31 protein-coding genes are annotated in these 26,532 nt (G+C 37.2%); 19 read left to right on the top strand and 12 right to left on the bottom strand.

Going from position 1 to position 26,532, the window contains the following annotated elements; all coding sequences use genetic code 11:
- Positions 1-9: 9 nt before the first annotated feature.
- The 9 genes from OW492_RS00390 to OW492_RS00350 all read right to left on the bottom strand — a co-directional run bounded on the left by OW492_RS00390 (position 10) and on the right by OW492_RS00350 (position 4,435).
- Positions 10-393, bottom strand: coding sequence for an antiterminator Q family protein (locus OW492_RS00390; protein WP_290037637.1), 384 nt, complete (start codon positions 391-393; stop codon positions 10-12).
- Positions 394-401: 8 nt separating this feature from the next.
- Positions 402-533, bottom strand: a complete 132-nt coding sequence (locus tag OW492_RS00385) for a hypothetical protein (protein ID WP_290037635.1) — start codon at positions 531-533, stop codon at positions 402-404.
- Between the two features lie 5 nt (positions 534-538).
- Positions 539-694 (bottom strand): hypothetical protein, encoded by a 156-nt coding sequence (locus tag OW492_RS00380; protein ID WP_290037633.1) that lies wholly within the window; start codon positions 692-694, stop codon positions 539-541.
- Positions 694-1,893, bottom strand: coding sequence for a tyrosine-type recombinase/integrase (locus OW492_RS00375; protein ID WP_290037631.1), 1,200 nt, complete (start codon positions 1,891-1,893; stop codon positions 694-696). The genes OW492_RS00380 and OW492_RS00375 overlap by 1 nt, the downstream gene beginning before the upstream one ends.
- The gene (locus tag OW492_RS00370) at positions 1,890-2,567 is read right to left on the bottom strand and encodes a replication protein P (protein ID WP_290037630.1); all 678 of its coding nucleotides are present in this window, start codon (positions 2,565-2,567) and stop codon (positions 1,890-1,892) included. The genes OW492_RS00375 and OW492_RS00370 overlap by 4 nt, the downstream gene beginning before the upstream one ends.
- Positions 2,567-3,415 (bottom strand): helix-turn-helix domain-containing protein, encoded by an 849-nt coding sequence (locus tag OW492_RS00365; protein ID WP_290037629.1) that lies wholly within the window; start codon positions 3,413-3,415, stop codon positions 2,567-2,569. Before OW492_RS00365 ends, OW492_RS00370 begins: the two co-directional genes overlap by 1 nt.
- Positions 3,412-3,780 (bottom strand): hypothetical protein, encoded by a 369-nt coding sequence (locus OW492_RS00360; protein WP_290037628.1) that lies wholly within the window; start codon positions 3,778-3,780, stop codon positions 3,412-3,414. The genes OW492_RS00365 and OW492_RS00360 overlap by 4 nt, the downstream gene beginning before the upstream one ends.
- The gene (locus tag OW492_RS00355; RefSeq protein ID WP_290037627.1) at positions 3,777-4,208 is read right to left on the bottom strand and encodes a phage regulatory CII family protein; all 432 of its coding nucleotides are present in this window, start codon (positions 4,206-4,208) and stop codon (positions 3,777-3,779) included. Before OW492_RS00355 ends, OW492_RS00360 begins: the two co-directional genes overlap by 4 nt.
- Positions 4,209-4,273: 65 nt before the next feature.
- Positions 4,274-4,435 (bottom strand): Cro/CI family transcriptional regulator, encoded by a 162-nt coding sequence (locus tag OW492_RS00350; protein ID WP_290037626.1) that lies wholly within the window; start codon positions 4,433-4,435, stop codon positions 4,274-4,276.
- Between the two features lie 91 nt (positions 4,436-4,526).
- Here OW492_RS00350 and OW492_RS00345 point away from each other — a divergent pair, with 91 nt between their 5' ends.
- From OW492_RS00345 to OW492_RS00295, 11 genes are all read left to right on the top strand, one after another.
- Positions 4,527-5,141, top strand: coding sequence for a S24 family peptidase (locus OW492_RS00345; RefSeq protein WP_290037625.1), 615 nt, complete (start codon positions 4,527-4,529; stop codon positions 5,139-5,141).
- Complete coding sequence (locus OW492_RS00340) at positions 5,138-6,070, top strand: hypothetical protein (protein ID WP_290037624.1); 933 nt, start codon at positions 5,138-5,140, stop codon at positions 6,068-6,070. The genes OW492_RS00345 and OW492_RS00340 overlap by 4 nt, the downstream gene beginning before the upstream one ends.
- 8 nt (positions 6,071-6,078) lie before the next feature.
- Positions 6,079-6,414: a DUF4325 domain-containing protein gene (locus OW492_RS00335; protein ID WP_290037622.1), complete on the top strand. Its 336-nt coding sequence runs from the start codon at positions 6,079-6,081 to the stop codon at positions 6,412-6,414.
- Positions 6,414-6,869 carry a hypothetical protein gene (locus OW492_RS00330; RefSeq protein WP_290037620.1) on the top strand — a complete coding sequence of 152 codons (456 nt, stop codon included), beginning with the start codon at positions 6,414-6,416 and terminating at the stop codon, positions 6,867-6,869. The genes OW492_RS00335 and OW492_RS00330 overlap by 1 nt, the downstream gene beginning before the upstream one ends.
- 214 nt (positions 6,870-7,083) lie before the next feature.
- The gene (locus tag OW492_RS00325) at positions 7,084-7,272 is read left to right on the top strand and encodes a hypothetical protein (protein WP_290037619.1); all 189 of its coding nucleotides are present in this window, start codon (positions 7,084-7,086) and stop codon (positions 7,270-7,272) included.
- Between the two features lie 36 nt (positions 7,273-7,308).
- On the top strand, positions 7,309-7,656 hold the full coding sequence (locus OW492_RS00320) for a hypothetical protein (protein ID WP_290037617.1): 348 nt from the start codon (positions 7,309-7,311) through the stop codon (positions 7,654-7,656).
- Between the two features lie 34 nt (positions 7,657-7,690).
- Positions 7,691-8,506: a DUF2303 family protein gene (locus OW492_RS00315; protein WP_290037615.1), complete on the top strand. Its 816-nt coding sequence runs from the start codon at positions 7,691-7,693 to the stop codon at positions 8,504-8,506.
- A 26-nt stretch (positions 8,507-8,532) separates the two neighbouring features.
- Positions 8,533-8,871 carry a hypothetical protein gene (locus OW492_RS00310; protein ID WP_290037613.1) on the top strand — a complete coding sequence of 113 codons (339 nt, stop codon included), beginning with the start codon at positions 8,533-8,535 and terminating at the stop codon, positions 8,869-8,871.
- Entirely contained in the window at positions 8,871-9,059 is a 189-nt protein-coding gene (locus OW492_RS00305; RefSeq protein ID WP_290037612.1) for a hypothetical protein, read from the top strand. The genes OW492_RS00310 and OW492_RS00305 overlap by 1 nt, the downstream gene beginning before the upstream one ends.
- Before the next feature lie 65 nt (positions 9,060-9,124).
- On the top strand, positions 9,125-9,406 hold the full coding sequence (locus OW492_RS00300; RefSeq protein WP_290037611.1) for a hypothetical protein: 282 nt from the start codon (positions 9,125-9,127) through the stop codon (positions 9,404-9,406).
- Positions 9,407-9,458: 52 nt separating this feature from the next.
- Positions 9,459-10,721: a tyrosine-type recombinase/integrase gene (locus OW492_RS00295; RefSeq protein WP_290037609.1), complete on the top strand. Its 1,263-nt coding sequence runs from the start codon at positions 9,459-9,461 to the stop codon at positions 10,719-10,721.
- A 152-nt stretch (positions 10,722-10,873) separates the two neighbouring features.
- On the opposite strand, the gene OW492_RS00290 is transcribed toward OW492_RS00295, so the two are convergent.
- The 3 genes from OW492_RS00290 to apt are packed head-to-tail and all read right to left on the bottom strand — an operon-like array spanning position 10,874 to position 14,264.
- A complete protein-coding gene (locus OW492_RS00290) occupies positions 10,874-11,203 on the bottom strand; it encodes a YbaB/EbfC family nucleoid-associated protein (protein ID WP_113818687.1) in 330 nt (109 codons plus the stop codon).
- A 40-nt stretch (positions 11,204-11,243) separates the two neighbouring features.
- Positions 11,244-13,721, bottom strand: a complete 2,478-nt coding sequence (gene dnaX, locus OW492_RS00285) for a DNA polymerase III subunit gamma/tau (protein WP_290037606.1) — start codon at positions 13,719-13,721, stop codon at positions 11,244-11,246.
- Between the two features lie 3 nt (positions 13,722-13,724).
- A complete protein-coding gene (gene apt, locus OW492_RS00280) occupies positions 13,725-14,264 on the bottom strand; it encodes an adenine phosphoribosyltransferase (RefSeq protein ID WP_290037605.1) in 540 nt (179 codons plus the stop codon).
- A gap of 304 nt (positions 14,265-14,568) precedes the next feature.
- On the opposite strand from apt, the gene OW492_RS00275 reads away from it, so the two are divergent.
- From OW492_RS00275 to OW492_RS00240, 8 genes are all read left to right on the top strand, one after another.
- The gene (locus OW492_RS00275; protein WP_290037604.1) at positions 14,569-15,507 is read left to right on the top strand and encodes a tRNA-dihydrouridine synthase; all 939 of its coding nucleotides are present in this window, start codon (positions 14,569-14,571) and stop codon (positions 15,505-15,507) included.
- 269 nt (positions 15,508-15,776) lie between these two features.
- The gene (locus OW492_RS00270; RefSeq protein WP_290037603.1) at positions 15,777-16,775 is read left to right on the top strand and encodes a response regulator; all 999 of its coding nucleotides are present in this window, start codon (positions 15,777-15,779) and stop codon (positions 16,773-16,775) included.
- Positions 16,775-17,731, top strand: a complete 957-nt coding sequence (locus OW492_RS00265) for a GGDEF domain-containing protein (RefSeq protein WP_290037601.1) — start codon at positions 16,775-16,777, stop codon at positions 17,729-17,731. The genes OW492_RS00270 and OW492_RS00265 overlap by 1 nt, the downstream gene beginning before the upstream one ends.
- A 277-nt stretch (positions 17,732-18,008) precedes the next feature.
- A complete protein-coding gene (locus tag OW492_RS00260; RefSeq protein WP_290037600.1) occupies positions 18,009-18,422 on the top strand; it encodes a hypothetical protein in 414 nt (137 codons plus the stop codon).
- A gap of 2 nt (positions 18,423-18,424) precedes the next feature.
- Positions 18,425-20,626, top strand: coding sequence for a UDP-forming cellulose synthase catalytic subunit (gene bcsA, locus OW492_RS00255; protein ID WP_290037599.1), 2,202 nt, complete (start codon positions 18,425-18,427; stop codon positions 20,624-20,626).
- Positions 20,626-22,902: a cellulose biosynthesis cyclic di-GMP-binding regulatory protein BcsB gene (locus OW492_RS00250; protein ID WP_290037598.1), complete on the top strand. Its 2,277-nt coding sequence runs from the start codon at positions 20,626-20,628 to the stop codon at positions 22,900-22,902. Before bcsA ends, OW492_RS00250 begins: the two co-directional genes overlap by 1 nt.
- The gene (locus OW492_RS00245) at positions 22,899-23,942 is read left to right on the top strand and encodes a glycosyl hydrolase family 8 (RefSeq protein WP_290037597.1); all 1,044 of its coding nucleotides are present in this window, start codon (positions 22,899-22,901) and stop codon (positions 23,940-23,942) included. Before OW492_RS00250 ends, OW492_RS00245 begins: the two co-directional genes overlap by 4 nt.
- A complete protein-coding gene (locus OW492_RS00240; protein ID WP_290037596.1) occupies positions 23,939-26,317 on the top strand; it encodes a cellulose synthase subunit BcsC-related outer membrane protein in 2,379 nt (792 codons plus the stop codon). The genes OW492_RS00245 and OW492_RS00240 overlap by 4 nt, the downstream gene beginning before the upstream one ends.
- Positions 26,318-26,532: the final 215 nt, after the last annotated feature.

Here is a 26,532-nt window from a genome sequence, read left to right as displayed (position 1 = left end):
GCTTGATGTTCAAACCTCACTTTCCATACACAAACATGCATCAACCCAAGCAGTACCTGCTTTAACTAATACATCCACTCTTTTTCGATTTATACTTTCATTAGATCTTGCTGATAATATACGCGCAACATGAGATGCATTACGCTCACTAAAATGATAAATAATAACGGCCATTGCCATTTCGCGATCTCGTACTTTTAACTTGGCCACAATTTTATCGATCAACTGACCTTCATCATCAGTAATCAACATGGATTTAGCTTTAGTTAAGCGAGCAACATCATTAAACATAACCCCTTCTCCAAAACCTTTGGGCTCATTACCACCTGTTTTAGCCCATAACGCCCATTGTGATAACAACCAGTCTGTATTTTTAGATGAAATCTGAACCATTATCCCTCCTAAAGCATTAAAGCACGTGCATCAACAGTATGAAAAAAACTTGCCTCAGTAACACCAGCTCGTACCGAATTATCGGATAGTTTTACTTCTACCACGGTAATATCTAGAGCTTTTAATTTACCTGTTGTCATTTAGCCTACCTCGCATTTCTATAAATAAATATCATTCTTAAATGTGTTTTAACCATCGATTGATATTCTATCGGCACATCAGCAAGGGCTTTGCGTCGCTCTGCTAATGTTTTAAGTTTAGCGATACTGTGTGCGTACTCTCTTGGTCGAATCGGATGCATTAAACCCATCCTACGGCTTTCTGATTTAATAATTCAGTTATCCCCTGCTCACATAACCAATTGTGATAAATAACCAACGCCTGACGCATTAAATTATTGGCATGAGTGTGAATATAGGTTTTATCCATTTTGTTTAAAACATGGTTTAACAGCATTTCACCCACTAAATAATCAACGCCTAAATCCATCCAGGTAGTACGAGCAAATTTTCTCAAATCATGTGCGCGCCATTCCCGAGCACTCACTCGCTGTACCACCTCATTAGCAGCAACTTCAGAGAAACCACTGTGATCATTAATTTTAAAAATAAAGCCTTGCTGATTACCTTTAAACTTCGTTAGTAATGTCAATGCGGTATCAGTAAGTGGCAGCACTAAATCAACCTTAGTTTTCGTGTTTCCTTTAGGAATAAACCACGTTTTATTCTCAAAATCGATGTGACTCCACTTCGCTAGCCGTGTTTCACCAATACGAGTACCATGTAATAACATCATCAAAACAAAAACGCGTTCAGTTTCAGGCGCTTTGTTTAATAGAGTAATAACTCGAGGTAACCCATTTGACTGAATAGCACAACTTTTAGGTATGATTTGAGCATCGGTAAAATCCGAAAACTTCACTTCAGCAATAGGATTAAATGGGATCAGCTTTAACGTGCGAGCTTGTTTAAAAGCTTTCTTTAACACTGATAAAATCAAACGCACAGTCGACAGCTCATAATCGCATTGTAAAGGCCAAACTAGCTCACTATCTAATAATGCATGGTCTAAGTCCTCGATCAATAGCTCCCCTAGTTTAGGTAACAAATGTACTTTCACTACAGAACGAATTGAAGCTTTGCGCTTTGCAGACATAGAGCGATTAAGCTCTACCCTTTCAACATACCAGCCCAATAAATCGCTAACTAACTCCCATTCAGATAGTTGCACTGCCGTGTGAGGAATAAGCGAATATTGCGTTAAAAGATCAGGTAAATGCTTCAATACACTACTTGTTCTCACAGCAGGGAAATTACCAATTTTTTTCCATTCTGTTTTAGCATTACGATGCAAAACCAAATACCAAGAGCCCCGCCCCTTAACACCAAAACGAAAACGTAAAGTAGAATGGCGGCTATCACGTAACTGGCTAACAGAATCATCAGTCATAAACTGCTTAATTTGAGCATCAGAAATACGAACAACTCGTGTTTTGCTCATAGCAACCCCACCATTTTTTTCATATTAGCAATGTGATTCAACTCAACATCACGAGGAGCGGCACAAAAAGCTGGTTTTTCAGCAATTGATTTAGGTACATCAAAATGTAAGCTTTCACCAGACATCACTCGTTTAACCAATACCGAATAATTACGATAAAACTCATTACGAGATGCATGTTCAGATTTATTCTTTAAAACATATGTAGTGGTATTTCTCACAGCCTCTTGCACAGCAACATGAGACCAATGAGCAGTAATATAATTGCCTAAATTGGCAATGGCTTCCGCATAAGCATCTTCACGACATGGCAAACCAAAATCTTCAGCCTTTGGTTTACACCATTCAATAAATGCCCCCAATGCAGGCCAATAAGGAGAAGTTGACAACCGGGCATGCTTAACACCGAATCTAATTTGCTCAAGAGTACGAATTCCCGCATCTAAAAAACCTTTCACCCATGAACGCTTTGCATGGTTTAACGACTCTTCAGTCGGAAAAGTATTTCGCCAAGCAGGGAAAATAGCCTGTAACTCAGAAAATAAACGATTTACCAACATAGATGTTTCGTGGGAAAGTGCCGGTGCTTGTTCAAACGTTTTAATACTCCCTTGGGCAGAATGTATCACCTGCTCAGGCGAAGTTTGTCTAACCATTGAATTTATATTTTTCATTACAAATCTCCCAGATTTTCCGCCCAACGAACATCACCAGAGTGAAAATTTGCAGGTTGGCTTGTGCTTGGCTGAACTTGAGTGACCGGCAATGGTGTTAACCAATGACGTTCACGAACAAACTTAGTTAGCCCAAGTACAAACTGGCCATTAGAATTAACTCCCCATTGAGCGGGGTCATTTTGTGCAGCAGAAACAACCCAATGCAAAAACCATACTGCATCCTGGTCATCCAATTTTTCTTGCTGCCATACTTTCCATAATTGGGCGTCAGTTCCACCACGACGATGAGCAGGATAGGCCTCAAATAAATCTCGAATATAATCAGGCTTTTTAGTTTGTTTTTTACTTAATGGTTTTAATGATGGTTCTATTGATGGATCTATGATGGTTCTGGGTGATCCTGTGTCACTAGGTCGTGTCGTTTCTGTCACTAGGTCGGATGATCCTCTGTCACCAGTCGGGTGATTTTCTGTCACCACATCACCTAGTGACAAATTGTCACTAGGTGAATCATTTTTAACCTGTTTTAACGCTATCGCCTCTGCTTTATTCGCCTGTAAATTATTAATATCGCCTTCATCAATCAACAGCTGAAACATATTTGATTTATTAAAGTGAATCCCCCCCTTACGAGTCGTCTTTTTTATAAAACCCGCTAAAATCAAATCATCAACGTGCCTAATAACCGTTCGACGACTCATTTCACATTGAGCAGCAAGGTGGTTATAACTAGGCCAGCAAATACCATCATCGTCAGCATTATCAGCTAACTTCATCAATACAAGTTTACGTGCTGAGTTTTTTACACTCGCTTGCCAAGCCTTGGCCATTAAGAAAACACTCACGAAGACTCTCCTTTACTTTCAGCAATCACCAAACCGACTCTTAATTGCGTTAAACGCTCAATTAATTGGTCAACCTCAGACGTTGTTGTTAAATGACAATCAGTTCGCCCACCTCTTCCATTAACTGAAAGACGAATACTTTTCCCATAGCGATCACATGTGTTCACTCGAAGGTGTGCCTGCCTAGGTTCGCGATTAATAAGCTGAAAACACAGAATTGCAACTTCATTAAATGCTTGGTAATCTCCCTGTATTACTTCCTTTTGTGCTTTGGTTGGTGCTTTTGGCTGTAATACTAAGCCCTGTTCTAGCAGGGCTTTATCATTTTTAGCACTCACTAACAGCAACTCTCTATGATCATTCATAATTGTTTCCCTACTTGCCCTTGAATAGACTGTTCCAATACATCCAATGCATTTCTAGCTTCATTAATCTCACGACGGACTTGTGCACACTCTCTATCGCTTAAATGGTTATCTTTAAAAGCAACCTGTATGCTGAAAGCTACATCGCCCTGCTCTTTGTTAAAGCTTAATAACGCATCAAACACAGATGCTTGCTTAACCTCTTGACTAACTAGCTGCATCCCTAAATCAGAAGCCATCACTCGTAGAGACTGCACATCACGTGTAATCAACATCATTGATCGCCATTCTTGCACCGAAAGCTTAGCCACCTCATTAGTCGGGCAAACTTTATTCCGTAAACTCTGTTCATTCAGCCCCATCGATTTAGCCAGTTCTGGTAAATCAGCATGTGCGCTTTGGTGAATTGCAATATCTAACCCATCCATTGTTTAAATTCCTTATATTCAAATAGTTATTTTTATTGCCAGCGTTTTATACTGACACTCATAGATCAATCAGCTTTTAATTTCCCTTTTGTTAGGATTTGGATCTCACATGCACGACCTCTAGGCACCTTACTTGGCCATTGAGAAATCGCTGACTTTGTAATGTTTAAGCTTTCAGCCAACTTATTGACTGAACCAAAATATTTGATTGCATCAATTTTTTTCATAAACCCCTCTTATTCAACCCCACAAAGGTTAAGAAAAATCAACTTTAAAGTCAAGTAAACTTGATTGATTGGATGTTAAGATAACTAAACTATGAAAAATTTAAGAATTAAAAATCGCCGGAAAGAATTAGGCTTAACTCAACTAGATATTGCTGAAGCATTAAATGTCAGTAAAGCGTCAGTGAGCCTGTGGGAAAAAGGTGATACTTCACCTAAAAATATGCATTTACTCTCTAAGGTATTAAAGTGCGATCCCGATTGGTTAGTAAGCGGTAAAGGTAACCCAGAAAAAAATACAGTAACACCATTGAATAAACTACAAGGGCAGTACCCAGTACTAGATTGGGTACAAGCAGGCAATTGGTCTGCTATTAATGAATTAGCCTACCATGAGGCAGATCACTACCCCTGCCCAGTAAAATGTAGCGACAAAACATTCCTTCTAAAAGTACGGGGTCAAAGCATGGCACCTATATTTAATGAAGGCGAATTAATATTTATCGACCCAGAAGTCGATGCCCTTAATGGAAAGTATGTCGTTGCCAGGTTAGATGACGAAAACGAAGCCACTTTAAAACAGCTAATCATAGAAGATGGCCATAAGTTCTTAAAAGCGGCAAATCCACAATGGCCAACCCCAATACAACCTGTTAATGGCAACTGTACAATAGTCGGTGTAGTGATCTTCGCAGGTAGATTGTTTTGAGTAATACAGGGCATCTGCCTTTTAAACCCAAGAATGTAAATGGTAGATTTCACCTTACAGCACCTCAAACTCTGTGTATCTATAGTGATGAAATAGTAGAAACCCTTAACTACTTAACAATAATTGGTGATTTTACAATTAATAAAAATCAGCCATTGCATTTAGATTTTTCTGAATTAGAAAACCTTACTGCAGCGGCATCGGTCATGTTATTTGCAGAGATAACCAGGGCTCAACTAGCTACAAATAAACACGATATAATTACATTATCTTTACCAGTAAATAAGATACAACGTAAACGTTTTACTAGCTCGGGGCTTTTTAAAGCAATTAAACCTGGTGGTGAGAGCAAACTAAAAGGCTTAATAAAATCTAAAAATACATATCAATCTGGAACGGACCCAAATAAATTTTCCTTGATTGTTTTAGAGCAAATTAAAACTTCTGGAATTAATTTAACAGCACCTCAAAAAAAAATATTTTCTAGAGGGGTTCAAGAAGCAATGTTAAATGTGATACATCATGCTTATGACGACAACCATATCGACCCATTAACAGGTATCGGAAGACGTTGGTGGCATGCAATATCTGTAAATAAAGAAAAAAATTTAATCGCGTTTATCATTTATGACAAAGGTCAAGGTATTCCAAAATCAATAACTTCAACAACATCATTGCCTTTATTTAACCATGGAGAATGTATTAAACATGTCCTGCCTAAAGGAATTACCAGGTTTAGGGACCAGCCAGAGAGAGGTAAAGGTACTCATGACATACTCCAAATAAATGAAATTGAAGACAATTCAATGATAGTCATTTATAGTGATCATGGCCGATATATTGAAGATAAGAAAACAGGTGATAGTTTATGCCATCACATGAAATGCAGTGTTCATGGTACACTTATTGAATGGCAACTCCCATTATGAGAAATAATATGAAATACAATGTAGCCGAAAAATTTAGCCCTACACCGTTTGGTCGTTACCTTAGTGATGGACCTAGAAGTGCAGAAAAATTTAGAACTGTTTTAATCCCTCTTTTAAAAGAATGTACCGAAAAAAATGATATTTTAATAATTGATTTAGATGATATTCCAATAGGTATAGGCTCATCTTTTTTAGAAGAGTCATTTGGAGGTTTAGTAAGACAAAGAGCTTTTACTGAAAAGCAACTATCTAACTTATTGAAAATAAAATCAGATGATGACCCAAGTTATATCGAGGAAATAAAGGAATACATACATGAAGCAGAAAAACTGTTGAAGCTATAATGGAATGGGTAATTGCTCTATCACCTTCTTTAATTTCAGCAGGCTTAGTTTTAATTGGCTGGAAAGTTTTATATGGGAATGCAAAAAGAATATCATCTAGAAGTGAGACACACGCTTTATATCAACAGTTATGTAAGCTCTTATACGATATTGAGGAGCTTTCTGAGGTTTTTTGGATAAAAGGTGATTATAATCATTCCCCGTCAACTTATGAAATACTTGTATTAAACAAAATAAAGAGACTTAATCAATTAATTATAAGAATTAAACAAAGAGATATTAACCCAGATATATCATCTTTTCTTTTAAGAAAATCATGCACATTACATTCTTATTCTATAAAAAATCAAGGTGACTCTACTAAAAGGACCCATTTAGAAACAATTCATTCAGAATTAAATAATATAGAACAAAAGATTTCAGATGCGATTCTAAGAAAATATCCACATATATAACAGTTACACCTCAAAGGGCTTAACCGCCCTTTTTCACACCAAAAATCATTAACATTACCCTCAGCAAAGCAACTTATCTCACCTAACTGACTTTCGCTAATACAATCAAAGTAGTTTCCCTTACACCAAAAGTAAAGTTTTCTTTACATTTCAACTTGACACCAAAGTCAAGTTAACTTAACTTTATACTCATAATTAACAAAAGGAAAAAGTTATGAGACAAATATCGTTAGTAACATTGCTTAAAAAGCATCAAACAACATCAATCGAACAACAAACTAACACGTCACCTATTGTAAGTATTGATAACACCGAAGCTTATTTCATTCGTCTAATGGCACATCAACGAAGTCAAATAACTGGTTTAAAAAATAATAATCGATCGGCTATTAGCAAAACCTAAAAAACACCAACCAAAGCACAAAAACAGGAGTAGGCAATGAGTAAAACAAATATAGATAACTTTATCGGGGAACTTGAAAGTGGCATTTTCAAGGAAAAATTATCACACATGTTAAGCGACGTGGCATTGGGTCAAGTCATTCACAGTGGCGGTAACCGTAAAGGGAAAGTAAATATTGAACTTACTTTTTCTCAAGTCGGTGACAATAATCAAGTGATAATAGCAAGCAAACTTAGCCATACAACTATAACTAAGCGAGGGATGAAGTCAGAACAAACTACAACTGAAACACCTATGTATGTAGGTAAAGGTGGTGTCCTTACTATTGATCAACCAAAAGAAGAATTAACAGGCCAATTTAACTTAACGGCCGTTAGTCAATAACACACTTTAAACCATTCAATAAGAGAGAAAAATAATGGAAAAAGAAGCGATTAAACAAATTCAAGAATCTGCCAATATCCCTGCCATCATTGATCAATTAAAGGCACTGGATACTAAAGCACCTTGTATTGTTACTCCTGACAACTTTAATGTTAAAAACCTTGAAAGTTACATGGAACACCGTACAAATTACCGTTTAGCTATGAACACGAATAGTTTGGCAGACTTTATTGCATACTCACAAAAATATCAGCAAGAAGGTGCAACTTGTTTTATTAATGCAGAACAAATGCGAGCCAATACCGTATTTGACTTAGGTACCGAAATAGCGCCCGGTCACCAACAACATTCATCAACACTTTCTCTAGAAAAAACTGCTCAATATAAAGCGATACTAAATACAAATGGCGATCGCTTATCCCAAAAAAACGCCTCTGAATTCATTGAAGATTGGGGAGATTTTATTACCGTGTATTCAAGTGATGGTGAAGTGATTCAAAACCCAATTGCAGCTAAACGCCTTCGCGACCTAACAATTGAAACAGCACGTGAAATCAATTCTAAAGTTGAAGACTTTAGTGAAAGCATGAGTGCTATGGAGCGAATTGAAGCAAAAGGTAAAGAGTTACTCCCTAATAAAATTCAATTCATCTGTAAGCCTTATTCAGGGTTAGCTGAATATAATTTCACTATTCGAGTGAGCATATTAACAGGTGGAGATAAACCACAACTTGGATTTAGAATTATTCAACTTGAAGCGGTACAAGAAAAAATCGTCAATGAGTTCAAAGAAGCCTTAACCAATGCTTTTGAAGAAAACAAAATTGAGACATTTATTGGTTCAATTTGATAGCTAACACATAGGTATCGTCAGAAATGACGATACCTATTTTAAATATCGCCCCTGACACTGAGGTAAACCCAATGCAACAAATAGAACCATACAACCAACAAACAGAGTTATCACCTTGTCTTGTGTGGGAAAAGCCAGAAACGGCACCTAAAGATGAAGTGTTTTTAGCCTTGTTTAATTGCTCACCTTTACCTGTTTTATGTACATGGAATGAACCAGAATCTCAGTGGATATTTTCTGTTGTTCAAGTGAATTTATACCAGGGTAAATGGAACGATACTTTTTTCGACACCGAATATGAAACTGCAAATGCTTTAGTTGCTTGGATGCCATTACCTGCAACGAATGTGAAAAGAAAATAATGAAGCTATTTACTGTGGTTTGGATACCAGATACTCAAACAATGCCTACAACGGTTAAAGGGGTATTAAACATTGGTGGTCGAATCATAGACCAAAATCTCACCAAACAAAGCTCAGCAGCGGTGGAACAATGTTTAAAAATTAATGGCGAAAATTTGGAGGGTAATTACCTCACAATTAATCAATAGTTTGAATACCATTCATGAAGTTCAGTTAAAACCGACAAGAAAAACCAAGCAGAAAGGAGTTAATAATGCAGACGGAACAAAGTAGCCGAGAGCCTATTTCCATTGAAATAAATACATTACTCGAAGTAATGCAGGAACTGCATCAAAAAGTGGAAAAACTCGAAAGAAATGGTGGGTACCAAGGCTGGATGACCATTAAGCAAGCAGCCTCTCTCGTTGGAATAAGCCGAGATGCACTTGCACAACGTATTGTCAGTGAACAATACCCTGAGCATGTGGTATGGAGACAAAAAAGCAAAGGGTGCTCCATTATGATTAACCTTCATGAGTTAAATAAGATTTTTTAAATCTCTACACTAGTAGCTTTCTCAATAGACATTAATAGCGAAAACTGATTTTATGAACAAACGATTAGAAAACAAAATAAAAAATACCAAGGGCGTATCAATACACAATGGTTCACTTCGTTTACAATTTAAATTACCAGGTTCGCCAACGTCTATTAGAAAAACGCTAGGATTAATACCAACCGATCACAATCTTAATATAGCGAATAACCGATTAGGTGCAATAAAGACAGATATAGCATCTGGATTTTATGACATAAACCCTAAGCAATTTTGGCGGAAACATTTCCCAACAGATACAAAAAACCTGTCACAACAGATAACTGTTGGTGATTACATTGATTATTATAAACGCATACGTGATGGTGAGTTATCCTTTAGTATTCAGTCTAAAATGAAATCACTGAAAACATGGCTTACTAAACATAAACTAATTGATAAAGAAGTCGTTCAGTTAAGCCATGTAGAAATCGAGTTTGCGATAAAAGCCAGCTTAAAAACACTAAAACAATCTACTGTTGATGATTACACCATTTTATTTAAACGTATTATTCAAGAAGCAGTTAATGATGGTTCAATAACAATCAGCCCTTTTACTCGGGTTCGCCGTATAAAATCAGATGACATGTACAATGTAACAGAGCAAACTGTGCCTTTTACACAAGATGAATTGAATCGTTTGTTAGCAGTGGTACACGTAGAGCAAACAAAAGAGATGATTCAATTTTTAGCTTGGACAGGCATGCGGCCGGGTGAAATGAAAGCCCTTGCATGGGAAGACATAGATTTAGAAAGAGGTATTGCACACATAAAGTATAACATTAACCGTCAAGGTCAATTAAAGCCTCCAAAAACAAAGTCAGGTATTCGTATAGTTGAGTTATTGCCATTAGCCTTAGATGTTTTAAAACGTCAACGCAGTCAAACTTATTTAATACCACCAATCGTAGAAACTGTTCACTATAAGTTAGGAAAAACTCAAACAGTTATAAGAAGGCGTATATTTTTAAGCAGAGAAAATAAGCCATTTATACGACCAGAGTTATCAACGGTACCGAAACAATGGGCAGACTGGTTAAGGCAAGCAAAATTAATTCACAGAGAGCCATATCAACTAAGGCATACCTTTGCGAGCCAAATGCTAATGATAGGAGCAGATCCAATATGGCTTGCTAAACAATTAGGGCATACTGACTGGGGAATGATTAGAAAAATTTACGGTAAGTGGATACCAAACGAACGCCCCGAATATAGAAATGAGCTAGCAGAAAAATTAGGGCAGCTTGAAAGTATTAATAAACAGCAATCAAAATAAACAAATAAAATATAAGACATAAAAATAAAGGGCCTAATTGGCCCTTTATTTGCTTTGGAGGTGATAAGAGTAAAAAATGTAGGTGATTGACCCCTAACTGACCCCATTGAAACAATAAAAATATAACGCATTGTTTCGAAAGCATAAAAATCCTAGAAAGGCATTTTGAAGCCTGGTGGTAGATCCATACCGCCAGTTAAACCACTCATTTTACTTTTGTTAACTTCTTCTACACGACGCACGGCGTCGTTCATTGCTGCTGCAACAAGATCTTCAAGCATCTCTTTATCGTCTTCAAGTAAGCTTGGGTCGATCTCTACTTTACGTACATTGTGATTACCCAATAGGGTAATTTTAACTAGGCCAGCACCCGATTCACCTACTACTTCTGTATTGGCGATTTCAGCTTGTGCTTTTTGCATATTTTCTTGCATCTCTTGGGCTTTCTTCATTAAGTCGCCCATTCCGCCTTTATTAAACATATTTTCTCTCTTTATAATTAGTGAAGGTTTACCATGCCAATTATAACGGCACGACACTGTTTTCATAGACCTTTGCAGAATAATCTCCTACCAAAGTCTGTATTATTGGATCGTTTTTAATCGATGATTTTGCGTTGTCGAGATATTGAGCAAATACTATTTTCTCTAATTGGACAGGTGTATGTTGACCATCTACCTCACCTTGTTCAATAGCTACTGTGTATTGCGGGCCATAGTATTCTCGTAACTTCGCTGTTAAGTCTTCACATAAACTCTGGTTATTTAATAAATGTGCTTGTGCACTTTCTAATGATAAAAGGATATGTTGCTCTTTAGTTTGCATTACACAACTTTTCGCTAGCAATTTCTCAAAACCAACAAGCTGCATCGCCTTAATATCTAAAAACCAAGGGTCAGTCATTTTATCTTCAACATAACTAGACACATCAACTTCTGCAACATCCATATTAGGATCAATAACGAATGTAACCTCTGTCCCCGTATTATTGCTTGTACCTATTCCAGAAATATCATCGGCACTAACGGGCTTCGCTGTTGCCAACTGGTTAGAAACCAATTTTGTTGCAACTTCTGTTGGAGTCGCCACAACTTGCTGATCACGAACCGTTGAAGGCTGAGGCGCTGGTACAGTTTCTGGGACTGAGTAGGGAGACGATGTTTCAGGTTGTGGTTGATAATTATCAGTTTGAACATCAGTAAAATAATCTTGTTCGCTAGGCTGATATTGATCATAAGCTTGTTGACTTGGTTGCTCATGATATGAATCTAAAGGAGGTAACTCTTGTTGATTCATATTACTTTGATCAACTCGACTCTGTGTCGGTGCAACAGCTTCAAGTTTAGGCACGCTTTCAACTGGTGCAGGCGTCGATTTAGATGATACGCTTTCCGATGCGACAAACTGAACCTGTGATCGTGTTGCAGGTTGTTCAGCTGCCGCTTCAGTCTTTTTTAGCGCTTCTCGCTTTAAACGATGACTACGTAACATATTACGAGAGTTATTTGTTGCCGATAAATCAAAGTTAGCCGTTTCTGGTTGAACAGTTGGTTGTGATTCAATCGTTTGCTGTTCAGTTGTAACTGCTGGCGCCGCTTGTCGAGATGCTGGCGTTGCTTGAACAAACTGCGCAGCTACAGGCTCCTCTGGTTGACGAACCTGTTGTGTTATTACTTGTGCTGATTGCGGGGTTGTCTTCGGTTCTTGTTGTTCTACTGGCTGTTCCACAACGGGTGAAGCAATAGGCTCAACAGAGATAGGAGTCGCAGATGTTGATGCTTTAGTTTCAACATTGCCAGGGATAGACGAAGTGACTTCAGCAGATGGTGTTGGTAGTACAGTCTGTTGCGCAACAATTGGATCCGCGGTAATCGGCTCCACTTGCTCTGCTTTGGTCATCATTGATTCGTCAACATCAACATAATTCGCTGGTTTGAATGCTAATAAACGCATTACCGTCATTTCTAATGCAATTTTACCATTCGGTGCATAGGCATAGTCTTTAAAGCCTTGTACTGCAATTTGATAAAATAGTTGCACTTCTTCAGGTGTTAAACGCTCTGCTAATAGCTGCACTGTCGTTTTTTCAGTCACGTTTGCATTAAGCTGTAACTGCATTAATGCAATTTGATGACACAGACTAGCTAACTCTTGATGCAAGGCCGAGAAGTCAGCACCTAAACGCACAAATTCTTGAATTTTTTCAAACACTTTCGGGCTGTTTCCCGATGCAATATAGTGCAACAGATAATGCAAGTGTGATTGGTCAATGGTACCTAACATTTTAAGGACAGCGGCATATTCTAAATGCCCAGCACCAAAGGCTAATGCTTGATCCGTAAGGCTCAATGCATCACGCATACTGCCATCAGCCGCTTTCGCTATGACACGTAATGCAGGCTGTTCAAAAGTCGCTTTTTCGTGACTTAAAATAGCCGATAACTGCTGCTCTATTTGCTCAGGTAGAATAGCCTTTAAATGGAACTGCAAACAACGAGACAATACGGTTATCGGTAACTTCTGAGGATCCGTGGTTGCCAAGAGAAACTTAACATATTCTGGTGGCTCTTCTAGCGTTTTCAATAAGGCATTGAAACTGTGTTTAGAGAGCATGTGTACTTCATCGATTAAATAAACCTTATAGCGCCCTTGCGCTGGTTTATATTGTACATTATCTAGTAATTCACGTGTGTCATCGACTTTAGTACGAGAAGCCGCATCAATTTCTAGTAAGTCTACGAATCGACCTTGATCGATATCCTGACAATTTGCACATACGCCACAGGGTGTTGCTGTTACACCAGTTTCACAATTTAAGCTTTTTGCGAGGATACGAGCGATGGTGGTTTTACCGACACCGCGTGTACCACTAAACAAATAAGCGTGATGTACACGATCCTGTGTTAACCCATTTTCTAATGCGGTTAGTACATGCGGCTGACCAATCACCTCTTTAAAGGTTTGTGGTCGCCATTTTCTTGCTAGAACTTGATAGCTCACTGATTATTCGCCTGCGTATTCAATCAAAGAAAAAACAGGTACAGATAAAGCAGTTAATTTGTCGCTACCTTTTAGATCAGGTAGTTCGATAACAAAAGCGGCTTCAACTACTTCACCGCCTAGGCGTTTAATTAACTTAACTGATGCTTCAGCGGTACCGCCAGTTGCCAATAGATCATCCATTAATAGTACTTTTTCACCTGGTTTAATGGCATCTTTATGAAGTTGTAATGTGTCATTACCGTATTCTAATTCGTAGCTTTCTTGTATCGTTTCACGCGGTAGTTTATTAGGTTTACGCACAGGAACAAAACCAGCACCTAATGCTGCGGCCAAAGGCGCGCCAAATATAAAACCACGTGCTTCAGTACCAACGATTTTATCAATCTTTTGATCTTTATAACGTGCTTTAAATAGGTCGATTGTTGCAGCAAAAGCTTCACCATTTTCAATTAAGCTGGTGACATCACGAAAGGTAATCCCAGGAATTGGGTAATCTTCAATACTTTTAATGCTATTTTTAATTAATACTATTGGTTGCATGGTCTAATTTATTTTCCTGTCTATATTAATTGTATAAGGTTAAATAGTTGCTTGCCTTAGTGCAAGTTGTCTTGTCATAAAGTGGCAAAGTATTTTTGATATTTGATTAAAAAGTCTACGAAAGCGATCGTTGGTGCAATAAATAGTATGAAATAACAGCTTTATTAATATTTTTACTATCAATGTGTTCAAACTCCCTCTCTTTATTAAACTAGCTTTAGTTAACCCGTGTTTATTTTGCTTATATTAAGGGAGTAGGTATAATCCGCGCTCCTTATTTAGCTTGAATTAAACGAGAACTCTGATGCATATAACGCTTGCCCCAATGGAAGGTGTAATGGACTTTCACATGCGCCAATTTTTGACAGATATTGGCGGTATAGATCGTTGTGTAACAGAATTTGTTCGTGTTGTTGAACTGCCACTACCCTCTCGTGTTTTCCATCGCTTATGCCCAGAATTAAGAAATGCGAGTCGTACTAAATTTGGCACTCCTGTACGCGTGCAATTGCTTGGTCAACACCCTGAATGCTTAGCTGAAAATGCGTTGCGAGCTATAAAACTTGGTTCCGAAGGTATTGACTTAAATTTCGGTTGTCCAGCTAAAACCGTAAATAAAAGTCGCGGTGGTGCGGTGTTATTAAAAGATCCTGAAGCATTACACCAAATTGTAAAAGCAGTACGAGATACAGTACCAAGTGAACATGTGGTGAGTGCGAAAATCCGTTTAGGCTATGATGATAAAAGTTTAGCTATTGAAAATGCACAGGCGATTGCTGAAGCTGGTGCAAGTGAATTAGCAGTACATGCTCGCACCAAGGAAGAAGGCTATAAGCCACCAGCACATTGGCACTGGATTAAAAAGATCAAGGAAGCTATCGATATTCCAGTTATTGCTAATGGTGATATATTCAACTTTGAAGATGCTCAAAAATGTATGGAAATGAGTGGTTGTGATCATTTAATGATTGGCCGCGGTTCACTAGCCATGCCTAATTTAGCAAATGTTTTAAAAGGGATTGAAGCGCCCTACTCATGGTTACAAAACCTCGCTGTAATGGAACAATACTTTCAATGGTTACGTCAAATTGAAGATAAAGAGAAGTTTATGCCGAGTCGTATTAAACAATGGTTAATGTTTATGAAGTTACAACACGTCGAAGCTACTCCCTTTTTACAATCGGTGAGAGCGATTCGTGATCCAGATGAGATGTTGTTAGCACTGCAGCAAGCGCAAAAATAAAAACTTAAAAGCAAAAATCCATCAGTAATACAAAATAAACATGTTTTTTGTAATGATTTGTATATTTTGATCATAACTCGGCAACATTTTCGTACAAAAAACACCACTCTTCTTTGTAATTCCTACCTTTCTGTCTTATTATAGAAACACCTAAAAAGTATTAGAAATCAGTTGTATTTTGCTTTACGCGGATCCCCCTAACTTTGTCCTCTAGACTGATTTTGCTTTATTTAGACTGTTGATATATATGGAAATACAATGGGAATACTATGTCCACACCTGTTTTAATATGTGATGATTCGGCATTAGCTCGAAAACAAATAGCACTATCATTACCCAAAGATTGGGATATCTCGATACACTTCGCCAAAAATGGGCAAGAAGGTGTTGAGAGTATTAGACAGCATAAAGGTGATGTAGTTTTTCTTGACCTAAACATGCCTGTAATGAGTGGTTACGAAGTATTAGAAACCATTAAACGTGAAGATTTACCTGCAATTGTTATTGTTATTTCTGGTGATGTTCAATCTGAAGCCTACAAACGAGTACGTGAACTAGGTGCAATTGATTTTATCGAAAAACCAATTAATAACGAAAAATTAACCACCCTCTTAGAGCAATATGGAATTTACAAGCCAGGTGGCTATAATTCGCACTCAGCTCCAGAAATTGTAGAGCGCGTTGAACTTCGCGATGCATTACAAGAAGTCTCTAATATCGCTATGGGACATGCTGGTGATTTGTTGGGTCGTTTATTGGATGTGTTTATTTTACTTCCTGTACCTAACGTTAATACGTTAGAGGGCAGCGAGTTACACATGACACTCAATCATATTGCGCAATATGAAAAAGTATCTGCGGTAAGCCAAGGCTTTATTGGTTCAGGGATTAATGGTGAAGCTATCATCATCTTCCACGACGCTAGTTTTAGCGATATGGCTAAATTACTCCAATACGAAGATTTAGAAAGCAATCATTTAGAAGTTGAAGTGATGAATGATATCTCTAATATTTTGATTGGTGCATTTTTAAATGGTTTAGCAGAGCAGTTAAGTATTCCTTTCAGTCAAGGCCAGCCTAATGTTTTAGGCCAGCATGCAAAAATTGAAGACATCATTAAAAACCAGCAAGAAGGCTGGCAAAAAATGTTAACAATCGAAGTGAATTATCGTATTCAGGATCATGATATAAAGTGTGATTTATTACTCTTATTTACTGAAGACTCTATTCCAGTTATTCAAACTCAAATAGGATACTTACTAGACTAATGGCTACCAATATAGATTTGAAAGACATTCATTGGCTCATTGATATGGTACATAATATCGATGTGGGTTTGGTGATTATTGAAAAAGATTATACAGTAAAAGTTTGGAATGGATTCATGGAAAACCATTCAGGTTTACTGTCGGCACACATGATCGATAAAAAAATCACTGATGTGTTTACTAGCATTCCAAAAACGTGGTTACAACAAAAAATCAATAGCGTTTGTTTATTAAAAAACAAGGCATTTACCACTTGGGAGCAGCGCCCTTACCTGTTTAAATTTAAGAGTTATCGTCCTATTACCAGCAATGCAGAGTTCATGTATCAAAACATTACTTTTTTGCCATTAGCTGACTTCCAGGGACAAATCACACAAATATGTATGATTGTTTACGATGTAACGGACATTGCTTTAACTAAACAAGCATTCCAAGAAGCGAATTCTCAATTGAAGCATTTAAGCCATACGGATAGCCTAACGCAACTTAACAACCAAGGCCACTGGCGAAACTTATGTGAAAGCGAGTTTATCAACAGTAAAAACTCAGCTAGTCCAACATCTATGATTATTTTCGACATAGACCATTTCAAAAAAGTCAATGATACCTATGGTCACCCTTTTGGTGACGAAGTCTTAAAAGGAATCGCTGAAGCAGTTCGTCAAAAAAGTAAGAAACAAGATATTATCGGACGTGTAGGTGGTGAAGAGTTTGCTTTATTGTTACTTGATACCAATTTAAGACAAGCAAAGCTAGTTGCTGAACGTTTACGAGAAGCTATTGAAACGATCCATTTTGAGTATCAAGGTAAACAAGTCCAAGTTACGGCTAGTTTCGGTGTTGCACAAATCACTGACACTATTGCTAATTTTGAGTCATGGATCGAAATCGCTGATTTAGGCTTATATATAGCTAAAAACAATGGTCGAAACCAAGTTGGTGTTAGTGAACATTAAATAGATTATTAATACTCCCTCCCTCTTTATTAATTCTAATCAAAAACGCCACTTTATATAAAGTTGTGTTTTTGATTAAAAAATCAAATTTCCTCACGCACAAATAAAAAATATATATACCAAATAAGCGGCGCTGTCAACACTAAAAGCATTTAAATGTGAACTTAATTTGCCTTTTAAGGAGTATTGTTTAGAATACAGACCTAAACATATACCCAATTCGTACTAGGTAACAACCCCCTGTTCAGAATTTTAATATTTAACATTAGAGTGAGTAATGACACAAACATCACAAAGGGTAGCATTATCCGATGGACCGACTTCAATTCAATATACTTTACTAACCAAGCGTTTACAGTATTGGAAAAAAGCTGAGTATGGATTGCGTCGCTGTCAATTATTCAAACTTTTAAGCTTTAGCATGATTACGCTATCGTTAACAGCTATTACCTTTAACGCTCTGACGCCACAAAGTATCCCAGCATTGGCATTTAGTGCTTTATGTATTGTCTTGATGGTGTCTATTGTCACCTTGATGTGGGTAACACCTTTAACAAACTTAAATTTAACTCACCGAAACGAGCTGTCTAAAAAGCTCTACGAAGAAGATTTTTATATTGAGTTTTCTGATTCAAAAATTTTATTAATTAATCGATGTAATTCTCGGATTTATTGTCAAATGGAACGATAAAAATGGTTGCTAAGGAGAGCACTTCAACTACTTTGCAAAGTTTAAAATCAAGCATACCCAAATTGATATTAAAACTATTCGCTTTAGTGACTTTATTTTTTCTGATTGCACTTGCCAGTATCCCTTTACATGCAGCGACTCAACTCGCACTCTCAATGGGTGTTATCGTATTCGTATATACCGCTTCTTCTGAAGCTATTAAACATAGTAAAAAAAGAGAATTATTTCGCCTATTTGCAATCATTATTGGCTGCTTATTATCTGTTCGTTATTTAATTTGGCGTGGTGTAAATACATTAGAGTCTGATGATATATTCTCTTTGATCGCCATGTTGATGTTATTTATGGCAGAAATCTACTCTGGTATTATTCATCTGTTAGGCTGTTTTGTTAATATCTTTCCATTAAACCGTCCAAGACAAAGCATTAAACAATTTAAAGAAGATCAAATACCGACCGTTGATTTAGTTATCCCCAGCTATAATGAATCTGAGGATTTATTAGAAGTAACCATCCGAGCTGCAATGATGCTCGACTACCCTACAGAAAAATTAAAAATTCACCTATTAGATGATGGTGGTACAGACCAAAAGGTATTTCAAGATAACCCTGTAGCAGCTCAGCAAGCTTTAACACGGCGTCAAACTTTACAAGGCTTATGTCAATCTTTAGGTGCGGTGTACCATACTCGTGAGAAAAATGAACACGCTAAAGCTGGTAATATCAATAGCGCTTTATTGAATATGGATGGTGAGCTAGTGGTCATTTTAGATGCAGACCACGTACCAACCACTGATTTTCTGGATCGCACCGTACCTTGGATGATTAAAGATCAAGACGTTTTTTTAGTTCAATCACCACACTTCATGGATAATCCCGACCCCATTGAACGAAATTATTTTTCCGCTTTTACTCGTATGCCATCGGAAAATGATATGTTTTATAACACCATACAAAAAGGGTTAGACTTTTGGTCTGCTTCTTTTTTCTGTGGCTCTGCAGCAGTGTTAAGAAGACGCCATCTTGATATGGTAGGCGGAATCGCTGGGGATTCAATCACTGAAGATGCAGAAACTGCCTTAGAACTTCATGCATTAGGCTATAAGTCAGTATATGTAGATAAACCTATGATCAGTGGTTTAGCAACAGAAAGTTTTTCTTCATTTATTCAACAACGAGAACGTTGGGCTCAAGGCATGGCTCAAATCCTTATTCTCAAAAAGCCATTTCTTAATGCTGGATTAAGCTGGTATCAAAAGTGTGGCTATATGAGCTCTATTTTATTTTGGTTTTTCCCCTTCGCTCGTTTAGTATTTTTATTATCACCATTAGGCTACTTATTATTTGGTTTAGAACTGATTCATGCGACTTTCATTGAAATTCTTATCTATACCGTACCGCATATTATCGTCAGTTTTCGCCTTTCTCATGTATTGTTCGGTAAAAACCGTTGGCCTTTAGTGTCAGAGCTCTACGAAATATTGCAATGTACATTTTTATTCAGAGCATTGCTCACTGTGGTAAAAAACCCTAATGATCCAAGTTTCTTAGTAACACCAAAAGGGGAAGACCAGAGTAAAACCTATATTTCTTCCCTAGCTAACTCATTTTATTGGTTATTACTGATGCTTTTCATTGGTAATTTAGGCGCTATTTACCATTTTTATAGTACGCCGGAATCTTGGGAGTTAACTTTTGTTGTATTTGCTTGGAATGCCTTTAATTTTATTCTTTGTGTCAGTTTATTAGATGTATTAATTGAAAAAAAACAAGTGCGTAAAGCTTCTAGGTTACCCGCTTACGACCAAGTGAAAATTGTCGTACCTGAACAAGTTTGGGAAGGTAATTTACGAAATCTATCACGTACTGGTGCTAATCTATCTTTAACATTTAAGCAAACACTACCAGAAGAGGTTCGTTTAATTGGCTATGCTAGCGCACTTAAAAAACGTGTCGAAATAGCTTGTAAAGTAATGTATCAAAACAGTGAAACCAATGAAGTCAGATTGCAATTTTTAACCAGAACAGATCAAGAGAAGAATAATGTTATTGCTTATACACTTTGCGATAGCGAGCGTTGGGATAGTTTCCAAAAACGCAGAACACGACCAATATCGTACTTTTACGGACTCAAACATGTGGTGAGTGTGAGTATGAAACCTTTATTTTTGCATATTTATATGAAATTAAAACAGAGAAGCTAATGTTAACTTTAAAATCAATTCAACCTCAAGTTAGATTATTAACGCTGTTATTTATTGCGTTTTTTAGCCTACAAACACAAGCTAAAACATCAAACGAATTTCGTTTAAGTGAATTCTATGGCGGTAATTCATTGCTTAGACTTAATGGTGAAAGACCTGTTCAAGACTTAGGTATCGCACTTTCTCCTTTATTGACGGTAAGCTCTGCAACATTACACCTTAAGGCGACCTCTTCTATTGCAATGTTACAAGAGCGCTCCATTTTAAATATACGCTTTAATAACGTCACTATTGGTCAAATCGCATTGAACCCTAATAAACCTAATTTACTCGCTGATGTTACTATCCCAAGTGAATTATGGCGTCCGCAATACAATACCTTAACCTTTGCAGCAAGCCAGTATGTTGATCGTTGCCAAGATACGAATGCGCCAGACTTATGGAGTGAAATCAATTTATATGACTCACACATTAGTTTCGACACAACCAAAGTTATTAACCAATTGAATTTACAACAATTATCTAAATTTTTTCACCCTGGCATTGGTGGTCAACGCAATGTTCAAATTTTTACCTTAGATGATCATGCAAATTCTATTGTTAACAAGCTTGCTGTGCCAACTGTGGCACAAGCACTTGCATTAAGAACACAATATCAATCTTTGAATGTTGAGCAGCAAACTATCAATAGTAACGCTATAGGTATGGGGCCGACTGACCAGGAAGTATTTAAATATAGAGAAAGTAGTTGGTATGTCTCAGGTGAAAGTAATGATGATATTCATATACTGGTAGGCAATAAAACCTCGCTACAACAGACCTTACCAAAAGAGAGTCTAGCTGATATTAATGGCCCTTATTTAAAAATTGAAAGAACACCAGCAGTCACTGTGATTGGACAAGAGCCAATTGCCTCACAAATCCGTTTAATTGTATCGGGGCTTACTGATCAAGATGTTGTGCGAGCAGCTACTACACTTGCTTATATGGATGATATTCTAAACCCAGATGAATCAATCAATATTAATTCTGCTAGTAATACAAGGTTATTGCCACAACAACAGGTCACCTTACAGCCAGGAAGAGCTTACACTCTTTCTGAATTAGGTGTAACAGCTATAAATTTTAATGGGCCTGGCCTATTCACTAAAAAAGTCGAAATTAGATTACCTGCTGATTTTTATGCAAGTGAAACAGACTCGATTAAATTACATTTAGATTTCAGTTATGGAGCTGGATATGAAGAGGGCTCTACATTCAATATCACGGTTAATAACAAAGTCATTCATGGCCTAAAACTGGACATAAAAAATGGTAATTTTTATCATGATTACGCCCTTTCTATTCCAGCTAGATTATTTGAAGGTGGAAAGAATGAGCTCGCTTTCAATGTAAACCAAAATTCTGTACAGCTTATTGGCGAATGTCGAAGCGTCAATGGCGATTATTTACATTTCCAATTGGATAATGACTCGGAAATTGAAATTCCAACTGTAGCTCATATCGCAAGGCAACCCGACCTTAAGTTAATGGGGCAAACCGGCTACCCTTTTGCACAATATCAAACACAAAATGATACGGGAATCTATATTACACAAGAGGGAATGCGTTCAGCAGCCTTAACCATGGCTGGTAAACTTGCTCAATCATCGGGTAATTTAATTCCTAATTTATATGTTGAAATGGGAATACCTGAGGCCTTAACGGATACTGCTATGATATTGGCGACCCCAGATGATTTGAGTCCTGAGTTATATGGTGATTTAACAACCGCTATAAGCAATAGTAAAAGATGGCCTTACCGTTTACAAAATAAGCTGTATAACCGTGTAACCGCTAAAAAAAATTCAGACCTTCAGCCAAATACAGCAACTGAATTTACTAATCAACAAAGTACATTAGGTGATTTTTCATTGTTGCTTGCGGCTAAAAATCCGATTGCAGATAAAACAGGTACCCTATTTATTATCGCGGCAGAAACGACTGAACTATTAACAGAGCGCATAGAAGAGCTTGTTCAAGGTTCATTATGGAGCCAATTAGGTGGAGACTTTTTCGCTTGGGATGACGCTAAGTCACCTTTAATTGTGATGCAAGTATCTAGCGCTTATATGTTAGGTGAGGCTGACTCATGGACTGCTTTAGGTGCATGGGGTACTAACCACCCTTGGTATTTATTATTGATTATCGTTGCAGTTGTATTTATGTTTATGGTCTTAACTTGGTTACTGTTGAAATTACGCCATCAAAAAATTAAGGAAGATTGGGAAGAATGAAAAGCATCAAGTACGTAGTTATATTAATTACCATTACTATATTGGCATGGACTCAATGGACAGTAGTCGAGTTGACGCCATTCCAAAAAAGTTGGGCGATTTATAAAACACAATTCATTGATGCTGGTCGTGTTATTGATACAGGTAATCAAAACATATCGCATAGCGAAGGTCAGGGCTATGCGTTATTATTTGCCGTTTTTGCTGACGATAAAGACCAATTTAAAAACATATGGCAATGGACACAACAAACTTTACAACGAGATGATCAGCTATTCAGTTGGCAATACACCCCTTCAAAGCAACAAGCATGTGATGATACGTGTATCACTGACACTAACAATGCAACTGATGGTGATATCTTAATTGCATGGGCTTTGCTGGAAGCGAATAAGAAATGGGGAATCTCAGCTTACCTCAACCAAGCTATTGCTATTTTAGAAACCATTAAAACTAAATTAATTAAAGATAAATTTGGGTATCAGCTTATATTGCCTGGTGAAGTTGGCTTTGAACGCCCTGATGGTAGTATTCAAATTAATTTATCCTATTGGGTGTTTCCAGCGTTTAAACTATTTTCTGAAGTGACAAACGATCCAATTTGGAACGAAGTCTATCAATCAGGCATTGCTTTGATAAAGTTTGCTCGTTTTAGTGATTGGCAACTACCTTCTGACTGGGTAATAATTTCCGATGATCAGGTGACATTGAGCGGTGCACTTTCTAGTGATTATGGTTATAACGCCTGCAGAATACCTATTTATTTAATGTTAGCAAAAGATAAAAATCGATCATTAATAGAGCCGTTTATTGCTTTTTGGTCACAACAAACAGTACCAGCAACCGTTAATTTAGAAAATGGAGACGTAGCTGAGTATAGTTATAATAGTGGAATGCAAGCTATTGCAAAATCAACCCAATCCATTATTAATGAACAGCCAGAGGCTCTACCTGAGGTAGATGATAAAACAGATTACTATTCAGCAAGCCTTATTTTACTATCGCAACTTGCTCTGTTAAAAAGTGATCTGATGCAATGAAATTAAAAAATGTTATGGCAGTGACCACACTTTGTGTTGCTAACCAGCTTACTTATGCAGAACAAATTGCGGTGCAATACAGCGTGCAAAGCATTAACGTACAAAGTTCTAATGATGCCCAAAAGCCGTTAAATGAGACACAAGTTAATGTCGATACAACACCTATCTGGTACTACATCAATAATCGTTTTATTAACCAAGCACAGCAAGAATACGCTAAATTAAAGAAGTCCTACCCTAATTGGATTGCTGAACCAGCATTAGTAAATGCAATGGATAATCTATCCAAGCCTATTCAGCATAAAAAACGAGCAACAACTCAAACTTTAAAAGCAGAGCTTACTGCGCAAGATAAAGCACCTGAAGCAATTATAATTAACTTTGTAAACCTAGCTAAAAGAGGTCCAAATTACTGGCAAAAAATGCCCCAAACTCATTATCAACTGGCATCAACCCTTGCTTTTAAAGATAAAAAATTGAGTAGCAATACATTAATGGCTTGGATATCTTTTTATAGAGGTAATTATGGTGCTGCACTTGAACATATAAAAACAGTTGAGCAGATAACTCCTAATAATGTGAGTGCCAACGAAGCAAAGGTAAAAGTCGTGACTGTACTTGTTGCAGATGCTGTGAAAAAACAGGATAAAGGTCGCCTTTTTGCATTGATAAAACAATACCCCGACCAACCAATTAACGACATGATTGATTCACATGCTTGGCAAGCAGTTGACCAAACTGAATATAAAACAGCGCTTGATTGGTTTGAATTTACTGAAAATTATAATGCACAATTAGTTGTATTAGAAAAACAAGGTCGTCAGACAGAAGCCACTCGCTTAGCCTGTAATAACCCAATTCAAGCAACATTAATTGACTACTGTGTTAACGCATTATCGGTAATTCAACTGGACCAATACAACCAACAACATTATCAATCCAGTTTAGTCGCTGCAGCAAAAATACAAGAATATAAAGCACTTAATGATGATCAACTTGCTTTATATGCATGGTCTCAATATAACTTAAATAATCAACCAGAAAGTATCACTGCATTTTCAACTTTACTTTCAAATCAGCCTAATAATACTGATTATGCTAACGTATTGATGGATCTATTAAACGATGAACAACAACTTCAGCAATTAGCGTTAAACTCTCCTGCCATGGCAGCAGGATTAAAAAAACGTGATATGCAAGTTGCTTGGGCACGTAAGCAGTTTGATCGATTCAATCATTTAGATGCGCCGCAAAAAGCAGAACAACAACTGACTTTAGAAGCAGGGCTCGACTGGCGTAAACAAAACAGTGAAGATGAAATAGCCAACTTACAAAGTCTAAATTACTACCTAGGTTTTCTTAAATTTTGGCATGATTACCGTTACGGTGTGCGTGTTAATTATGAAACGATCAACAGTGATACGTCTAATGCAGGTGATGATTTTTGGCAAGAAACCCTGACCTCTTTTTTGTCTGGTAATAACAAGGCTATTGAAACTGGTATTAGTGGCTTTATAAAGCGACAAACTCAACGCCTGAATACCTTTGCTGAACTTGAATATACAAAAGCAGACGGTGATTTAGCCTCTAGTTTATCTGCTAAACTATCTGCAGTATGGTTCAACTCCCCTTCCCTGATAACAGCAGCAACGTTATACCGAGAAAGAGTCGATGACAGTTTTCTAAGTTTAATGGGACTTTATGGGAGTGAAACTGAGAGGTGGGGAGCAGTGAATGAAACAGGATTACGAGCACTTATTTCTTATACATTTCTACCAAAATGGTCTGTAACACCTGAGCTGAATATAGCCCAGCTAAACGGTGAAAGTGTACAAAATAATACTAAGTTGGCGTTTAATTTTGGTTTCACTCGAGACTTAACGGCACTTTATGAAGATAAACTTGATTACCTGCGAGTCGGCCCTACCATTAATTGGATGAGTTACGATAAGAATTTAAATTATTATACTGAAGGTAATGGTGGTTACTTTAGCCCTAAAAGCTACATTAATTTAGGAGGAAGGGCTGAATTACTGACATTAGAAAATACTGATTGGCAAATTCGCAGCCAGTTAAGCCTAGGATATTATTGGGTAACACCAGGCAGTATTGAACAATTTCCTTTTGCTTCAACGAGTAATACCCTTAATCAAGAGAGCGACAGCGGTATTGGTAGTCAATTTCTCATTGAAGGACAATGGTTGCTCTCGCCACACTGGGAAATTGCTGGTTTACTTAGCTCAAGTTATGCAGCAGATTATAATGAAACCAACATTAACCTTAATGTGCGCTGGAATTTTGAAGAGAAGACTGGGCTAACCAGTGATGGTTTAATATCCTCCTCTACTTATACTGAAAATTATGCTTGGCATTAAAAGCTTGCACCGCATGTGCTCTCTTGTATACGCTAAGGCTGAAAAAGAGCACAGAGCTCTCTGCTCGTAAACTAAGCTGCCGCATAATTCATCCAGTGCCATCATATTAAGCTAAGCTTAATAACCACTACTAATTTGTGTTTGCCGCTAACAATTCTTAAATATTTATATTTTAGATTATTGTTTTTTTTCGTTACCAAGCATGTTTTGAATTG

It is taken from the genome of Psychromonas sp. 14N.309.X.WAT.B.A12 (assembly GCF_030397575.1).
Classification (GTDB): domain Bacteria; phylum Pseudomonadota; class Gammaproteobacteria; order Enterobacterales; family Psychromonadaceae; genus Psychromonas.
This window is presented reverse-complemented; position numbering and strand designations above follow the sequence as displayed.

What these genes read in the sequence shown, in the direction of transcription:
- OW492_RS00330 (WP_290037620.1), top strand. Translation starts at nt 6,414, where the DNA reads ATGGAATGGGTAATTGCTCTATCACCTTCTTTAATTTCAGCAGGCTTA.
- OW492_RS00290 (WP_113818687.1), bottom strand. Translation starts at nt 11,203, where the DNA reads ATGTTTAATAAAGGCGGAATGGGCGACTTAATGAAGAAAGCCCAAGAG.
- OW492_RS00295 (WP_290037609.1), top strand. Translation starts at nt 9,459, where the DNA reads ATGAACAAACGATTAGAAAACAAAATAAAAAATACCAAGGGCGTATCA.
- OW492_RS00260 (WP_290037600.1), top strand. Translation starts at nt 18,009, where the DNA reads ATGACACAAACATCACAAAGGGTAGCATTATCCGATGGACCGACTTCA.
- OW492_RS00265 (WP_290037601.1), top strand. Translation starts at nt 16,775, where the DNA reads ATGGCTACCAATATAGATTTGAAAGACATTCATTGGCTCATTGATATG.
- OW492_RS00275 (WP_290037604.1), top strand. Translation starts at nt 14,569, where the DNA reads ATGCATATAACGCTTGCCCCAATGGAAGGTGTAATGGACTTTCACATG.
- OW492_RS00370 (WP_290037630.1), bottom strand. Translation starts at nt 2,567, where the DNA reads ATGAAAAATATAAATTCAATGGTTAGACAAACTTCGCCTGAGCAGGTG.
- OW492_RS00380 (WP_290037633.1), bottom strand. Translation starts at nt 694, where the DNA reads ATGCATCCGATTCGACCAAGAGAGTACGCACACAGTATCGCTAAACTT.
- OW492_RS00245 (WP_290037597.1), top strand. Translation starts at nt 22,899, where the DNA reads ATGAAAAGCATCAAGTACGTAGTTATATTAATTACCATTACTATATTG.
- OW492_RS00355 (WP_290037627.1), bottom strand. Translation starts at nt 4,208, where the DNA reads ATGGATGGGTTAGATATTGCAATTCACCAAAGCGCACATGCTGATTTA.
- OW492_RS00325 (WP_290037619.1), top strand. Translation starts at nt 7,084, where the DNA reads ATGAGACAAATATCGTTAGTAACATTGCTTAAAAAGCATCAAACAACA.
- OW492_RS00305 (WP_290037612.1), top strand. Translation starts at nt 8,871, where the DNA reads ATGAAGCTATTTACTGTGGTTTGGATACCAGATACTCAAACAATGCCT.
- OW492_RS00375 (WP_290037631.1), bottom strand. Translation starts at nt 1,893, where the DNA reads ATGAGCAAAACACGAGTTGTTCGTATTTCTGATGCTCAAATTAAGCAG.
- OW492_RS00250 (WP_290037598.1), top strand. Translation starts at nt 20,626, where the DNA reads ATGTTAACTTTAAAATCAATTCAACCTCAAGTTAGATTATTAACGCTG.
- OW492_RS00335 (WP_290037622.1), top strand. Translation starts at nt 6,079, where the DNA reads ATGAAATACAATGTAGCCGAAAAATTTAGCCCTACACCGTTTGGTCGT.
- apt (WP_290037605.1), bottom strand. Translation starts at nt 14,264, where the DNA reads ATGCAACCAATAGTATTAATTAAAAATAGCATTAAAAGTATTGAAGAT.
- OW492_RS00310 (WP_290037613.1), top strand. Translation starts at nt 8,533, where the DNA reads ATGACGATACCTATTTTAAATATCGCCCCTGACACTGAGGTAAACCCA.
- OW492_RS00300 (WP_290037611.1), top strand. Translation starts at nt 9,125, where the DNA reads ATGCAGACGGAACAAAGTAGCCGAGAGCCTATTTCCATTGAAATAAAT.
- OW492_RS00350 (WP_290037626.1), bottom strand. Translation starts at nt 4,435, where the DNA reads ATGAAAAAAATTGATGCAATCAAATATTTTGGTTCAGTCAATAAGTTG.
- OW492_RS00390 (WP_290037637.1), bottom strand. Translation starts at nt 393, where the DNA reads ATGGTTCAGATTTCATCTAAAAATACAGACTGGTTGTTATCACAATGG.
- OW492_RS00240 (WP_290037596.1), top strand. Translation starts at nt 23,939, where the DNA reads ATGAAATTAAAAAATGTTATGGCAGTGACCACACTTTGTGTTGCTAAC.
- OW492_RS00315 (WP_290037615.1), top strand. Translation starts at nt 7,691, where the DNA reads ATGGAAAAAGAAGCGATTAAACAAATTCAAGAATCTGCCAATATCCCT.
- bcsA (WP_290037599.1), top strand. Translation starts at nt 18,425, where the DNA reads ATGGTTGCTAAGGAGAGCACTTCAACTACTTTGCAAAGTTTAAAATCA.
- OW492_RS00360 (WP_290037628.1), bottom strand. Translation starts at nt 3,780, where the DNA reads ATGAATGATCATAGAGAGTTGCTGTTAGTGAGTGCTAAAAATGATAAA.
- OW492_RS00320 (WP_290037617.1), top strand. Translation starts at nt 7,309, where the DNA reads ATGAGTAAAACAAATATAGATAACTTTATCGGGGAACTTGAAAGTGGC.
- OW492_RS00270 (WP_290037603.1), top strand. Translation starts at nt 15,777, where the DNA reads ATGTCCACACCTGTTTTAATATGTGATGATTCGGCATTAGCTCGAAAA.
- OW492_RS00345 (WP_290037625.1), top strand. Translation starts at nt 4,527, where the DNA reads ATGAAAAATTTAAGAATTAAAAATCGCCGGAAAGAATTAGGCTTAACT.
- OW492_RS00385 (WP_290037635.1), bottom strand. Translation starts at nt 533, where the DNA reads ATGACAACAGGTAAATTAAAAGCTCTAGATATTACCGTGGTAGAAGTA.